This is a genomic window from Bifidobacterium saguini DSM 23967, from assembly GCF_000741715.1.
Classification (GTDB): Bacteria; Actinomycetota; Actinomycetes; order Actinomycetales; family Bifidobacteriaceae; genus Bifidobacterium; species Bifidobacterium saguini.
In genome coordinates, this window is sequence record NZ_JGZN01000013.1 from 182,586 (window position 1) to 196,316 (window position 13,731).

Here is a 13,731-nt window from a genome sequence, read left to right on the forward strand (position 1 = left end):
TGGAGTGTTTAAAAATCAGTGCTGGAAGCACTGGGCTGGCGTGTGTGTCCGCAAGGCGCACCGAGGGAAGGCGTACGAAGGTACGTCGACCGAGGAGCAACGCCGCGGACACTCCGCCAGATCAGTGCTGACCGTAGACGTTCTGGTAGCGGTCGTTAAGCTTATCGATATCGGCCTGGTCGATCTCGATGATGTCGCCGAGCTGCTTGGCGGCCCACATGGTGTGAGCGACTTCCTCGGTCATGGCAGCGGCCTTGACAGCGCCTTCTGCATCCTTGCCGATGGTGAAGGGGCCGTGGTTCTGCATGAGGACAGCCGGGGACTTCGGGTACTTCTTGAGGGTTTCGACAACACCCTTGCCGATGGCCTCAGAGCCGATGAGACGGAACGGACCAACTGGGACCGGGCCACCGAACTCGTCGCCCATCATGGTCAGGCCGCAAGGAATGTTCTGACCGGTAGCAGCCCATGCGGTGGCGTAGGTGGAGTGGGTGTGCACAACACCATAGACGTCAGGCATGTTGCGGTAGATGTAGGCGTGGGAAGCGGTGTCGGAAGACGGAGCTTCGGTGCCATCGACAACATTGCCGTCAAGATCAACGACGACCATTGAGTTCGGGGTCAGGTTCTCGTAGCGAACGCCGGAGGGCTTGATGACGAACAGGTCGGCGGTGTGCAGGCGCTGGGAGACGTTGCCTGCGGTCCAGACGACCAGGTTCCACTTGATCAGCTGCTGGTGCAGGTTGGAGACGACCTCACGAACCTGCTTGACCTCGGCGCGAACCTCGGGGCCGTAATCAGCCAAAGTTGCCATTGTTGGTTTTCCTTTCCACTTAGTTGGAAGCTTGCTAAAACTTACTTGTCTTCGAGGTTGATGGACTCGATGGCGGTGTGCTCGATCGGCAGGCCCTTGGAGAAGCGGGCGAAGAAGTCTTCGAAGCCGATGACGTCGGAGGCCACAGGGGTCTCGGTAACGGACTGGGCATCCTTGAAGACGCAACCGTCGAGGTAGTCGGCCAGGTTGGAGTGGTCTTCGTTGGTGTTCCACAGGTAGTTGGCGAGCACTGCCATGCCCCATGCGCCGCCTTCCGCAGCGGTGGACATGACCTTGATCGGGGTGTTGAAGGCGGCGGCCAGAATCTTCTGGGCGACCTTCGGGGTAGCGAAGATGCCACCGTGGCCCACGAGGGAGTCGATTTGCACATGCTCCTGCTTGGTCATTACATCCATACCGATCTTGACCGGGGAGAATGCGGAGAAGAGCTGCGCGCGCATGAAGTTGCCGAGAGTCATGTGAGCCTCAGGGCTGCGGGCGAACAGCGGGCGGCCTTCGGGCAGGCCGGCCAGGAATTCGCCGGAGCGGAACGGGTAGTTCAACAGGCCGCCGCAGTTGGCGTCGACATCGTCGGCGATGGCTGCACGGAACAGGGTGCCGTACAGGGTGCCGGCATCGACCGGCTGGCCGATGGCCTTGGCGAATTCGCCGAACAGGCCGACCCAAGCGTTCAAATCGGAGGTGAAGTTGTTGGCGTGGCTCATACCAGCCAGATCGCCGGCCGGGGTGGTGACCAGGTCGACTTCCGGGTGCAGGGCCTTGAGCTTGTGCTCGAGCACGACCATAGCGAAGATGGAGGTGCCGGCAGAGACGTTACCGGTGCGCACGCGCACGGAGTTGGTGGCCACCATACCGGTGCCAGCGTCACCTTCCGGAGGTGCGAGCACAATGCCGGGCTTCAGAGTGCCGGACGGGTCGAGCAGCTTGGCGCCTTCCTCGGTCAGCTCACCGGCCGGAGTGCCGGCGACGAGCGGGGTCGGCAGCAGGCTCTCCAGCTTCCAAGGCTGAGCGGCAACCTCGGGCAGGGCGTCGAACTTCTCGATGAATTCGGTTTCGTAGGTGTGGGTGGTCGGGTCGATCGGGAACATGCCTGAGGCATCGCCAACGCCGAGCACCTTCTTGCCGGTGAGCTTCCAGTGCACATAGCCGGCCAGAGTGGTGAAGTATGCAACCTTGGAGACGTGCTCTTCCTTGTTGAGCACAGCTTGGTAAAGGTGAGCGATAGACCAGCGTTCAGGAATGTTGTACTGGAACAGCTCGGAGAGCTTCTGGTGAGCTTCGGAAGTGTTGGTGTTCTGCCAGGTGCGGAACGGGACGAGCAGCTCGCCGTTCTCGTCGAAGGCGAGGTAGCCGTGCATCATGGCGGAGAAGCCGATGTGGCCGATGTGGGTGAGCTTTTCGCCATATGCGGTCTCAACATCGTTGGCCATAGAAGCGTAGGCGTGCTGCAGTCCGCCCCAGATTTCCTCTGTGGAGTAGCTCCACAGGCCATCCTCGAGGTGGGATGCCCAGCTGTAGTCGCCGGAAGCGATGGTGTGGAAGGTGTCGTCGATCAGAACGGCCTTGATTCGGGTGGAGCCGAATTCAATGCCCAGCGTGGTTTTGCCCGCGCGAATCTTCTCGGCGATGTTAGCGACCTGCTCGGCCGCGTTGTCGATAACTGCCATATCTATCCTTACCCTGTGGAGCGCCGGGGTTTGCTCCCCTTCTTTGGGGCACTTCTGTTAGCGCTCACAATTTCCGAAAATTATTGTACCTATAACCGAGGTTCGACACAACTTATAGCGTTATTTCGTTTATAACGAATCGATAACAGCAAGTGAATCGCTTATTGACGCAACGGCACCTCTTATTAACTACCCCTCAGTCGGCTTTTCCACCAGCTCCCCTAACAAGGGGAGCCACGAAATAACAGCCGATATTTATCTGCGCGGGGCGGGACCCAGCGAGCTGCGGCTCATCACCTTGGCCGGAATCAACCCCACGCTGTGCTGATTAGTAAGGAACACAGGCTCGGAGCCTTCCCCCAAAAGACGCAATGTTTCACGCATGGCTGCGCCACCCAACGCCTCAAAATCAGGGCGCACGGTGGTCAGTGGCGGATACAGGTTATCCATGCCAGGCATATCGTCGAAGCCTACAACGCTGATATCCTGCGGAATCCTGATCTTATGCTCATGCAGAGAACGAATAATGCCGACTGCCTGGCTGTCGTTCGCAGCCACTACCGCCGTGGGCAGCGGCGCACCTTTAACACCATATTCGTCAAGCAAGTGGTTCATCTGCGCATAGGATTCATCGGAATTCCAGGTATGGCAACGCACTATCTGCGAATCGATGGAGTGCATGGCCGAAAGTTTGCGCCATGCGTCCAGACGCGTATGTGCGTCACGCCATTCGTTCGGACCAGCGAAATACAGCGCGGATTTATGGCCATATTCGCTCATCAGCCTCACCACTTTGGCCATCACATCCCACTGATCAACACCAACCAGCGCAGTGCGTCGCTTATTATCCGCGGAAATCAGGCTCAAGCCCTCGCGCACGGTCATCTGACCGTGAGTAGAGGTCACGATAACGCGAGGCTGGTTGACTTTGGCTCGGCAGGCCGCCGCGAACATCACATCAGTCGGCGTGAGGAAAATAAAAGCATCCACGTTCTGTTCGATGAATGTATCGCACAGGTTATCGAATTCAGCCTGCGTGCATAGCGCCTCGTGCACCATCATGACGCTCATGAATAGCCCGTGCTCGCGCGCGATGGATTCAATGGACGCGATGGCGGAAATAGGGCCGAAGAACTTCATACCGCCTGCAATCAGGCCGATGGTGCGCGAACGGTGGGAGGCCAATGCGCGCGCGGAATTGGATGGACGGTAACCCAGCTGATTGACTGCGGCCTGAACCTTGGCACGGGTGGCATCGGAAACGTCCGGAGAATTGTTGATTACGCGGGAAACGGTCTGATGACTTACTCCGGCAAGTTTGGCCACCTCGAACATGGACGGACGCTTGCTTGGTTTGCGGCTGTTCACCATACCACCTGAACCTTTCCGCTCGCGACTGGCATCCATTGCACAGCCGTTGAATGGCATTGCTGGTATTGACTTTAGCGCGTTTTCATCAAGGAGCGTTAACGCTCACATTGCCGTGTCGCGGGGAATAATGTTCACTCCCTCTCGTTCGAAGACCACGGCTCTCATTATTCGCATACCCGCAACAACTCAGGTCAGATGCCAGCTGATGCGATGCAGCGGAGTCGGGCCTTGGGCGGCAATGGCTGCACGGTGAGCCGAAGAGCCATAGCCCTTGTTGTGCTCCCATTCGTATGGCGCATACTGCGGATGGCTGCGTGCAATGTCGACCATGAGCCGATCTCGAGTGACTTTGGCAATCACCGCGGCGGTAGCTACCGTGGCACAATGCTGGTCACCTTTGACTTTGGTGGTGACTGCGGCCGGAATCGGTACATCTGGCGCATCAAAAGTGCCTAATGCTTTGGTGATGTAGTCGCTTGGACCATCGAGGATTGCGCCGACTCGCAGCGGCTGATCGGCTCTCATCCCAAGCTGCCGTTCGGCTTGGGTAAGCGCACGCAGGGCAGCAATGCCAAGCGCATAGGAGATGCCCCAGTCGTCGATTTCAGTATTGCTGGCCTGGCCCACCGCCCAGGCGGCGCTCCAGTTACACAGTTCGTCGTAGATGGCTTCGCGGCGATGTTCGGTGAGCATTTTGGAATCGGCTACGCCTGCGGGAACATCGAGGGTGTTCAAATCGCGCGCCCAAATCGCAGCGCAGCCAACCATTACCGGCCCGGCGAGCGCTCCGCGCCCGACTTCATCGAAGCCAACGATCAAGTCATAGCCTTGGGAGGCAAGGCTTTGTTCAAGTTCCAGTGTTGGCGTGATTTTCGGCATGCCTTACCTCCGATAAACAACTCAATGCGTTTCAAAACTTCCACCGAAGAACTACCCCTCCGTCGGCTTCACCGGCACCTCCCTTGACAAGGCGAGTCAAGGAAAAGGAATTCAGGAAGCGGAGGAAGTGGGGTCAGGGACGTTGGCGAAGACATCGTGATGGGCATCGAGCACGCCAATGCGGTTAAGAGGCCAGTACGTCACCAGGCCGGTACCCACCACATCGGAGATGGGCACCAAGCCGTGATCTCCATCGTCTTGATGGTAACGGGAATCGGCGGAATTAGCGCGATTGTCACCCATCACAAACACATGGCCTTCGGTCACGGTCACCGAGAATGGGAAGGCACTCGGATCCACGCCGGGGCGAATATAAGAGGATTCATTAATCGCCACACCATTGATGGTAATCGGCTGACCGGCGCCTTTGCACTCCACGGTGTCGCCAGGCAAACCAATCAGACGTTTGATAAGGAATCCTCCGCCGAGGCCGTTACTTTGCTCGGCGCTCAACCAATTGTTCGGATCTTTGAAGACCACCACGTCGCCGCGTTGCAAATCAAAGTATTTCGGGGTGAGTTTGCTGGCCACCACTCGATCTCCGGGCACAATCGTATCCATCATGGATCGAGATGGAATTTCGTAGAATCCCACGAGGAAAATACGAATCAGCAACACAATCAGTACCGGTACGCCGCACCAGATAAAGAAGTCACGCAACGTGAACCCGCCATCATCGGGTTCGGCTGCACTCTTGGCGTGACGAGCCACGGTTTTTTGCGATCCTCTGCCAACCACCACTACGGCAGGCGGCACCGGAGTCACATCAACGCCATGATCGGCCACTTGCAAAGTGCGTAGGTCACGGGCCGAGGATTCGGCATCAGCGGCCGCATTGGCAGCATCGGTGACTGCAGCGTCCGCAGATTGCAGCGGATCCGCGCTCGGAGTTTCGGCAATCACGGAAATCGGCAGCGATTCGTTATCCTGATCATCCTGCATTGCACATCCTCCGTGGTCCAGTCTGTTTCCGCGTAACCGGTAGCCGGCATATAAGCGGGCTCCATCTTACTTGCCCAATACGAATTCAGCCCGGAACCACAAACGATTCCGGGCTGAATTTCACGGTTTATTCGCGCGACTGCATAGTCGCAAGCTGCAACAAACCTATTGACGAACTCACTTAGCGGAGTTGTCGCGGCGCTCGACGATACGAGCAGCCTTGCCGCGCAGAGCGCGCAGGTAGTACAGCTTGGCGCGGCGCACACGGCCCTTACGCACGAGCTTGATGGACTCGATGGACGGGGAGTGAACCGGGAAACGACGCTCCACACCAGTGCCGAAGCTGATCTTGCGGACCACGAAGGTCTCACGAACGCCAGCACCCTGACGAGCGATCACCACACCGGTGAAGGTCTGGATACGGGAGTTGTTGCCTTCCTTGATCTTCACGTTCACGTCGACGGTGTCGCCGGGACGGAAGGCCGGGATTTCCTCAGCCGGCTTCATGTGCTTGGCGTCAAAAGCCTCAATAGCGTTAACCATTGTTGTTCCTTCAGTGCTGCCGCATACCAGCCCTAGGTTGGGATTGCTGCCAACATAATGTGGCGCAATCGCTCACATTTATCCCTCAGGTTTGCCTTTGGGAAGTCTGCCAATCCGCCGAAAGTCTTGTTCGACTGGACCCTTGGAGAAGTTGGCTTATGCGGCGGCCTACTTCTCGGCACAACAAAGCAAAAGTTTACGGCAGCTTGCGGACACTTTGGCGCACGATCAGGTTCGTGGTCAGCTCGATATGCGTGGGCATGGAACCACCTTTGCCTTCGAGCAGCTGCATCAGCGTAGTGGCGCCAAATTGTGCCATTTCTCGCACGGCGTGATGCACGGTGGTCAGCGGGGGCAGCAGCATGCGGCTGGTGGGCAAATCATCGAATCCGACTACCGATAGATCGTTCGGGATTGTCAGACCGCGCTCCCATGCGACCGCATATACGCCGGCAGCCTGCATGTCGCTGGCGGCGAAGATGGCCGTGGGTGGATTCGGCAGGTCAAGCAGCTTGCGTGCATGCTCGCGTCCGTCTTCATAGCGAAACTCCCCGGATGTGATCAGCGCGGGGTCTACCGGGATGTCTGCCTGCCGCATGGCACCGCGAAAACCATCCAATCGAGCTAAGGCAGTCTGCAGATAGGTTGGGCCACCGATGAATGCGATGCGCGTATGACCTTGTGCAATCAAGTATTCCGTAGCCTCGCGCACGCCTACATAATCATTCGACCCCACAGTGGGCACATTTTTCGGCACTTCTCCGGTAGGGTCGACGAGCACCGCAGGAATGCCGGAGCGAGCCAGACGTTCTTCGGCTTCTTTGGGAAATTCGAACAGCGGTATGATCACGCCGGCTGATTTACGAGCCAGTACCTCTTCCAGCCAATCGCTGATATTCCAATCCTCGTTGGTTCTGGCGGAAACAATGGGCACATATGGCTTGTTGAGCCCGGCAAGCACACCGGAAAGAATCTCCTCGGACCACGGTGTGTCAAGATCGTCGAGCAACAGCTCAACCATATTGGTCGTGGTCTGCTCAGTGCGCTTGCGCCGGCGATACCCATTCTTTTCCAGCAACGCATCAATGCGTTTACGCGTGGCATCGGATACACCCGGGCGATTATTGAGCACCTTGGACACCGTCGATAGGGACACCCCTGCCTCTCGGGCGATTTGGGCGAGCTTGGTATTGCCGGGTTGGGAAGTCATGGCCTTTACCATAGCGCAGTTTAGAGCCGGATATGCAATGAAGACGAAACTTTCGCCGTCATTCGAAGCAGATGCACGGGCAGTATCAATGCATCGCGGAGGCTGCGGGAAAACAGCTGACGGTCGCAGCGCAGAACAATCTTTACCTTCCATCCAAAAAAAGAAAGTTTTTATGAAACTTTCTTTTATCCTACGAAAGTTGGGAAAATGCCCATAAAACGCGCCATATCAAGCAACACGCCGTATTTGATAGCGCAAACACCGAATTACTACAGTGCAAATTAACAACGAAGTTTCTCTAAAACAGAGAAAGTTTCCTAAACGTGTAGTGCAGCGTTGTTACCACTGGGAATAACAGAAGAAAGGACTTCCCCATGTCTTCCAACGAAGCAACCACCACAACGGTGGGCGTTACCAACGAATCACAGCCCAAGCTGCCCACTCGCATTGGTTGGGCACTCGTCATCGGCCCGGCCTGCTGGCTCGGCCCATACGTCGGCACTTCAGTCACCCTGCTGCCGGCCAAGATTCAGCAGCTTGCCCCGAACGATAAGGTCACCTTGGTGGCCACCTTCTCCGCCGTGGCCATGATCGTGGCCACCATCGCCAACATTCTGGCCGGCGCACTGTCTGACATCACCCGCACCAAGCATGGCAAGCGCACCCCGTGGATCGTCATTTGCTCGATTCTTTCCGGCGTACTGCTGTGGCTGCTCTCTATGGCCCCGAACATTCCTGTGCTGCTCGGCGTATGGGCCATCTACCAAGCTGTGCTGAATGCAGTCGTCGCCCCGATGATCGCCCAGCTTTCCGATCGTGTCGCACCGCGTTGGCGCGGCACCATCTCCTCCTTCTACGGCATCGGCATGGCATTCGGCAACTACGGTTCCGGCATCATCGCCTCCCAGTTCCTCGGCAACGTGGGCACCGGTATCCAGGTGCTCGCCGCCTTCGCCGTGATTGGCGGCATCCTTTCCGCGGTCATCGCCAAGGAACCCAGCAACCTCGATGAGCCTCGCGCCAAGTTTGATCTGAACACCCTGAAGCAGAACTTCATGTTCCCGACCCAGAACTGCCGCGACTACTATCTGGCTCTCGCCGGCAAGATTCTGATGGTCACCGGCCAGTACGTCATCGTGGGCTACCAGCTGTACATCTTCACCGACTACATGAAGCTGGACGACAAGGCCACCGCAAGCTCCGTCTCCATCATGTCCATCATCCTGATGATCACTGGCATCCTGTTCTGCGCCATCGCAGGACCGCTGACCGATAAGTTCCACCGTTTGAAGGCTCCGGTTGCCGTGACCACCGTGATGCTTGGCGTGGGCGCATTCTTCCCGTTCATCGAAGCCAAGCCGTGGACCATGCTCGCCTATGCCGTGGTCGCCGGCATCGGCATGGGTGCCTACAACGCCGTTGACCAGGCACTGAACGTGGCCGTGCTTCCTGATCCGAAGACTGCCGCCAAGGACTTGGGCATCATCAATATGGCCAATACCTTGGGTCAGGTCTTCGGCCCGATGATCGCCGCCGGCGTGATCAACGTTCTCGGCTACCGTGCCATGTTCCCGGCCGAGACCATCATCTGCGTGATCGGCGGCCTGCTAATCATGATGATCAAGCGCGTGAAGTAATCATCCATAATTCAATAGCAATCGAGCCAAGCCTTGCCACGCGTAAGGCTTGGCTCCAGTAATCTTCCAATCATTACCGGCCGGATAATCACCGACGACCATCCCCGGCTTTTCTACAATCGAAACAGCTTTTTCTTTACAGCCTAAGGACAACGTCATGAGCACCACATCACCATCCAAGACCACTATCGCAACATTCACCCCAGTTGCCGATATTCCGCGCCGCCTGTTCGGATCATTCGTTGAACAGCTTGGCCGCAGCGTATACGGCGGCATCTACGAGCCGACCCATCCCACCGCTGACGAATACGGCTTCCGCAAGGATGTACTCGACCTCGTCAAGGAGCTCGGCGTCACCTGCGTACGCTACCCGGGCGGCAACATCGTCTCCAACTACCGCTGGGAAGACGGCACCGGCCCTCGCGAGAAGCGCCCAGTACGCCGCGAACTGGCCTGGCACCAGACCGAAACCAACGAGGTCGGCATCGATGACTTCTACCACTGGAGCAAGAAGGCCGGCACCGAAATCATGCTCGCCGTCAACATGGGCACCCGCGGTCTGCAGGAAGCACTTGACGAGCTTGAGTATGTGAATGGCGCCCCCGGCACCACCATCGCCGACCGCCGTGTGGCCAATGGCATTCCGGAGCCGATGAACATTGCCATGTGGTGCATCGGCAACGAGATGGATGGCCCTTGGCAGGTGGGCCACATGACCCCCGAGGAGTATGCAAGCCGCGTGGAGAAGGTGGCACATGCCATGAAGCTCGCCGAATCCGGCTTGGAAATGGTGGCTTGCGGCTCCTCCAGCGCCCAAATGCCAACTTTCGGCACGTGGGAGAAGACCGTGCTCACCCGCGCATACGAATACCTGAGCTTCGTTTCCGCACACGCCTACTACTACGATCACGACCATGATTCGCACAAGCCGGAAGGCATGCGTGAATTCCTGGCTTCTTCCGAAGACATGAAGCAGTTCATCGCCACGGTGGCCTCCTGCGCCGATTATGCGCGCAAACAGAACCACGGCACGAAGGATATCGCCATCTCCTTCGACGAGTGGGGCGTATGGTATCAGGACGTTTGGCAGAAGCAGGAAGCCGAGTGGAAGGCCGCCGAAACCGAGGGACTGCACACCGAACCGTGGCCAAAGGCACCGCATCTGCTCGAGGATGTGTATAACGCGTCCGATGCCGTGGTTGAGGGCTCCTTGATGATCACGCTGCTTAAGCATTGTGATCGTGTGCGTTCCGCATCTCGTGCCCAGCTGGTCAATGTGATCGCCCCGATCATGGCCGAAGAGAACGGACCGGCTTGGAAGCAGACCATCTACTATCCGTTCGCCGAAGTGGCCAACCACGCCCGCGGTGTGGCTTATGCTCCTGCGGTCGATGGTCCGACATTCCACACTGAAACGTATGGCGATGTGCAGGCGCTGGAGTCCGTGGTGACCTGGGATGAGACCACGCGCGAAGGCCTAATTCTGGCCGTGAACCGCGACCCAGATGCCGCTCATGAAGTGTCCATTGACGTTTCGGCCTTGCCGGGCGTGGATGCTGGCCGCTTTGCAGTGACGCATGCCGAAGTATTGCATGACGATGACCCGTACCACAAGAACACCGCAGACGATCCGCTGGCCGTGACGCCGCAGGAGCTGGCCGTGGATGTTGATGGCGCTTCGGTGAGCTTTGCGCTGCCGTCTATCGCTTGGTCGGCGGTGCGTTTTACGGCGTGAGCGTTTTAGACCGCGCACAGTTTGGCGGTGGCGCTCGAACTGTGCGCGGAAATCGCACATAAGCAATCAAATGCACAATGGCGGAATCATTGCGATTCCGCCATTTTCTTATGCTCCGACGTGCGATTCACCACCCAAAATCCCCGCACGTTTCTTAATGAGAATGATTCGCTGCAGGGTCTATCAACCAATTCCGAAATCCACCACAATGGCGAACATCCAGCCTATGCAAATCAACGACTACATATTATGTAAATCAACGAGTATAATGTATGTAAATCATCGATTAGAACTTATGCGAATCAGTGACTAGAGATGCGTCGATTACGCTCGCGCCCTATGACTCGATACTGACGAGAAACGGATTAGATAGGAGCAGCCTATGATTCCCCGCGCACTTACCGCCAAGCTGCTTTCCCTGGCAGATCTTTTTCCCGCAATCACTTTGACAGGGCCACGCCAAAGCGGCAAATCCACACTCGTAAGAGAAGCGTTCCCAGATTATCGTTACGTCTCGCTCGAGAACGAGGATACGCGCGAGCTCGCATTAGATGATCCACGAGCATTCCTCTCCAGATACGACAATCATGTAATCTTGGACGAAGTGCAACGCGTCCCCGAACTATTTTCCTATCTTCAGGGCGTGATTGATCAACGCAATGAGCCCGGCCAATATATTCTTTCCGGGTCGCAGAATTTCCTACTCATGCAACGTATCTCCCAATCACTGGCCGGACGCGTCGCCGTGCTCCATCTGCTGCCCTTGTCTTACTCAGAAATCACCGCATCCGGGCAAATTCCGGACACTATCGACGACTTCTTATTCAACGGCTGCTATCCCCGTCCCGTGTCGAGGGGCATCGACCCGTCCGACTTCTTCCCCAGCTATGTAGAAACCTACATAGCTCGTGATGTCCGCACTGAACTCGGAGTCAGAAAAATTCCCGAGTTCAACACGTTCCTCACACTGTGCGCTACCCGTGTCGGCGAAGTCCTCAACATCACCAGTCTCGCCAACGATTGTGGCATCAGCGTCGACACCGCCCGGGACTGGCTATCCGTTCTGGAAACAAGCTTCATCACCTTCCGACTGCACCCCTACCACAAAAACTACGGGAAACGACTCATCAAAGCGCCAAAACTCTACTTCTACGACACCGGACTCGCCGCGAACCTACTGGGCATGGATTCCTCCAACCAACTGCTCACCAGTCAGTACCGCGGCAATCTGTACGAGAACGCCATCGCCGTCGAAATCATCAAACAGTACCAAGCAATCGGCCGTGAACCGAAACTCTTCTACTGGAGGGACAGTAACCAGAAGGAAATCGATTTCATCATTGAAAAAGGCGGGCACCCGCAGTATGCCATCGAAGTGAAATCATCCACCACCTACAGGCCGAAGGCATTCGAAAACCTCGAAGACCTTGCCCCGGCAATGGGACTCGACTCCGGCCACCGATACGTCGTCTACGGAGGCAACGAGACCTTCGACACTCGCCACGGTCAGGTCATCGGCATCAACGACATCAATAGGCTCGTGGGATAACCAGCAATACCAGTTCCGCACACAGTTTGACAGTGGCGCTCGAACTGTGCAAGGAAACGCACATAATCACTCGAACACACAATGGCGGAATCATTGCGGTTCCGCCATTTTCTTATGTCCCGATGTGCGATTTGCCGCTCAAAATCCACACACGGTTCTTAATGAGAATGATTCGCTGCAGGGTTAACCTTGCATCAGCCTGGCTACAGCTGCGCGGATGGCCGGTTCAGCGGCGGCTGGATCGCTGATGGTTGCCACCGACTGCTCGATTGGGCACATGCCGGTGCCTGTGCGATTGAGAATCATCGGGACCAGAGTGCCATAAGAAGCTGCTATATCGTTGTGTTGCAGGGTTTTCAGCCCAGCTTCGCTCATTGTTTCGGCATATACGGCTTTGGCTCCAAGCTTGGCATAGAGCAACGCGGCGCCTTTGCCAACCACTCGGTCAGCGGCAGAATATCCATCCAAGCTTTGCCCAGCAGCAAGCCATTGCAGCAGTGGTCGCACTCCCCTACCAGTGCCGGTCAGGGTCTCAGCGTTACTGCGGCAGGCCACGCAGCCGAGTGCCGAGTTCGATTTCAGCAGTGCTTTCGCTTGTTCAATATCAGACATGATCGTCCCTCTTATGAAAAATCCTCATCGATTGCGACTCACCATACGAGTAGCAATCGATGAGGAATACACAGATATTTGAAGATGTTCAGTCGCGCTTGCGATCCACAGCGAACATAATCACCGGAATCGCAATCCACTGCAGAATAAGACCCGGCAAACCAGTTACGACTGCAGCCGCAACCGAGGCGATGGACATCTGCGCATTGCCGAGCAGATAAACAGCCACAGCGATAGCAATAGCATCGATCACACGGCCGGCAACCTGCGCGCCAAGCAGCTTAATCAGCCAAGCGATGGGCGAAGGAACAGCGTTGGGCAGTCGCACCCCGCGCAGCAGTCCCGCAAACAGACCGTACGCTGCAAGCTCAATAACCATAAACGGCACCATTGGAGCCATCGGCATACCGGTTAAGGCAAAGCTGATAACGGGCGCAAAAGCACCAGTTGCCACACCGGCGTAAGGGCCAGCGAGGAGGCCGACGAGCAACACCGGCAGATGCATCGGCAGCAGTATTTGGCCGAGGGCCGTGCCCAAGCCAAGCGCGGCACCAGCTACATGGAAGATCTGTGGCAGCGCCACCGCGGCGATGACGGCGAGCACGGCGGCCGCGGATTGGAATTTGACGGACGGCAGCGCATAGGTGCGCGCTGCAGTATCGGTTTGCATAGTTCAAGCTCCTTCTTTTAC

13 protein-coding genes are annotated in these 13,731 nt (G+C 57.0%); 3 read left to right on the forward strand and 10 right to left on the reverse strand.

Going from position 1 to position 13,731, the window contains the following annotated elements; translation table 11 throughout:
* Positions 1–121: 121 nt before the first annotated feature.
* From BISA_RS09060 to BISA_RS09090, 7 genes are all read right to left on the reverse strand, one after another.
* Entirely contained in the window at positions 122–814 is a 693-nt protein-coding gene (locus BISA_RS09060; RefSeq protein ID WP_033891525.1) for an L-ribulose-5-phosphate 4-epimerase, read from the reverse strand.
* 41 nt (positions 815–855) lie between these two features.
* A complete protein-coding gene (locus tag BISA_RS09065; protein WP_033891526.1) occupies positions 856–2,502 on the reverse strand; it encodes a xylulokinase in 1,647 nt (548 codons plus the stop codon).
* A 255-nt stretch (positions 2,503–2,757) separates the two neighbouring features.
* Entirely contained in the window at positions 2,758–3,873 is a 1,116-nt protein-coding gene (locus tag BISA_RS09070) for a LacI family DNA-binding transcriptional regulator (RefSeq protein ID WP_033891655.1), read from the reverse strand.
* Between the two features lie 186 nt (positions 3,874–4,059).
* On the reverse strand, positions 4,060–4,752 hold the full coding sequence (locus BISA_RS09075) for a ribonuclease HII (protein WP_033891527.1): 693 nt from the start codon (positions 4,750–4,752) through the stop codon (positions 4,060–4,062).
* Between the two features lie 111 nt (positions 4,753–4,863).
* Entirely contained in the window at positions 4,864–5,754 is an 891-nt protein-coding gene (lepB, locus tag BISA_RS09080) for a signal peptidase I (RefSeq protein WP_033891528.1), read from the reverse strand.
* Positions 5,755–5,931: 177 nt separating this feature from the next.
* A complete protein-coding gene (rplS, locus tag BISA_RS09085) occupies positions 5,932–6,297 on the reverse strand; it encodes a 50S ribosomal protein L19 (RefSeq protein ID WP_033891529.1) in 366 nt (121 codons plus the stop codon).
* A 196-nt stretch (positions 6,298–6,493) separates the two neighbouring features.
* Complete coding sequence (locus BISA_RS09090; RefSeq protein ID WP_033891656.1) at positions 6,494–7,507, reverse strand: LacI family DNA-binding transcriptional regulator; 1,014 nt, start codon at positions 7,505–7,507, stop codon at positions 6,494–6,496.
* A gap of 374 nt (positions 7,508–7,881) precedes the next feature.
* On the opposite strand from BISA_RS09090, the gene BISA_RS09095 reads away from it, so the two are divergent.
* Positions 7,882–9,144, forward strand: a complete 1,263-nt coding sequence (locus tag BISA_RS09095) for an MFS transporter (protein WP_033891530.1) — start codon at positions 7,882–7,884, stop codon at positions 9,142–9,144.
* On the opposite strand, the gene BISA_RS12900 is transcribed toward BISA_RS09095, so the two are convergent.
* Positions 9,145–9,303, reverse strand: a complete 159-nt coding sequence (locus tag BISA_RS12900; RefSeq protein ID WP_156099597.1) for a hypothetical protein — start codon at positions 9,301–9,303, stop codon at positions 9,145–9,147.
* On the opposite strand from BISA_RS12900, the gene BISA_RS09100 reads away from it, so the two are divergent.
* Positions 9,302–10,879 (forward strand): alpha-N-arabinofuranosidase, encoded by a 1,578-nt coding sequence (locus tag BISA_RS09100; RefSeq protein ID WP_033891531.1) that lies wholly within the window; start codon positions 9,302–9,304, stop codon positions 10,877–10,879. The two genes, BISA_RS12900 and BISA_RS09100, sit on opposite strands and share 2 nt — an antisense overlap.
* Positions 10,880–11,261: 382 nt before the next feature.
* Positions 11,262–12,428, forward strand: a complete 1,167-nt coding sequence (locus tag BISA_RS09105; RefSeq protein WP_033891533.1) for an ATP-binding protein — start codon at positions 11,262–11,264, stop codon at positions 12,426–12,428.
* Positions 12,429–12,611: 183 nt separating this feature from the next.
* Here BISA_RS09105 and BISA_RS09110 read toward each other — a convergent pair whose 3' ends face one another.
* Positions 12,612–13,040, reverse strand: coding sequence for a DUF1893 domain-containing protein (locus BISA_RS09110; protein ID WP_051917461.1), 429 nt, complete (start codon positions 13,038–13,040; stop codon positions 12,612–12,614).
* Between the two features lie 88 nt (positions 13,041–13,128).
* Complete coding sequence (locus tag BISA_RS09115) at positions 13,129–13,710, reverse strand: ECF transporter S component (protein ID WP_033891534.1); 582 nt, start codon at positions 13,708–13,710, stop codon at positions 13,129–13,131.
* Positions 13,711–13,731: the final 21 nt, after the last annotated feature.

What these genes read in the sequence shown, in the direction of transcription:
- BISA_RS09060 (WP_033891525.1), bottom strand. Translation starts at nt 814, where the DNA reads ATGGCAACTTTGGCTGATTACGGCCCCGAGGTTCGCGCCGAGGTCAAG.
- BISA_RS09065 (WP_033891526.1), bottom strand. Translation starts at nt 2,502, where the DNA reads ATGGCAGTTATCGACAACGCGGCCGAGCAGGTCGCTAACATCGCCGAG.
- BISA_RS09070 (WP_033891655.1), bottom strand. Translation starts at nt 3,873, where the DNA reads ATGGTGAACAGCCGCAAACCAAGCAAGCGTCCGTCCATGTTCGAGGTG.
- BISA_RS09075 (WP_033891527.1), bottom strand. Translation starts at nt 4,752, where the DNA reads ATGCCGAAAATCACGCCAACACTGGAACTTGAACAAAGCCTTGCCTCC.
- lepB (WP_033891528.1), bottom strand. Translation starts at nt 5,754, where the DNA reads ATGCAGGATGATCAGGATAACGAATCGCTGCCGATTTCCGTGATTGCC.
- rplS (WP_033891529.1), bottom strand. Translation starts at nt 6,297, where the DNA reads ATGGTTAACGCTATTGAGGCTTTTGACGCCAAGCACATGAAGCCGGCT.
- BISA_RS09090 (WP_033891656.1), bottom strand. Translation starts at nt 7,507, where the DNA reads ATGACTTCCCAACCCGGCAATACCAAGCTCGCCCAAATCGCCCGAGAG.
- BISA_RS09095 (WP_033891530.1), top strand. Translation starts at nt 7,882, where the DNA reads ATGTCTTCCAACGAAGCAACCACCACAACGGTGGGCGTTACCAACGAA.
- BISA_RS09100 (WP_033891531.1), top strand. Translation starts at nt 9,302, where the DNA reads ATGAGCACCACATCACCATCCAAGACCACTATCGCAACATTCACCCCA.
- BISA_RS12900 (WP_156099597.1), bottom strand. Translation starts at nt 9,303, where the DNA reads ATGACGTTGTCCTTAGGCTGTAAAGAAAAAGCTGTTTCGATTGTAGAA.
- BISA_RS09105 (WP_033891533.1), top strand. Translation starts at nt 11,262, where the DNA reads ATGATTCCCCGCGCACTTACCGCCAAGCTGCTTTCCCTGGCAGATCTT.
- BISA_RS09110 (WP_051917461.1), bottom strand. Translation starts at nt 13,040, where the DNA reads ATGTCTGATATTGAACAAGCGAAAGCACTGCTGAAATCGAACTCGGCA.
- BISA_RS09115 (WP_033891534.1), bottom strand. Translation starts at nt 13,710, where the DNA reads ATGCAAACCGATACTGCAGCGCGCACCTATGCGCTGCCGTCCGTCAAA.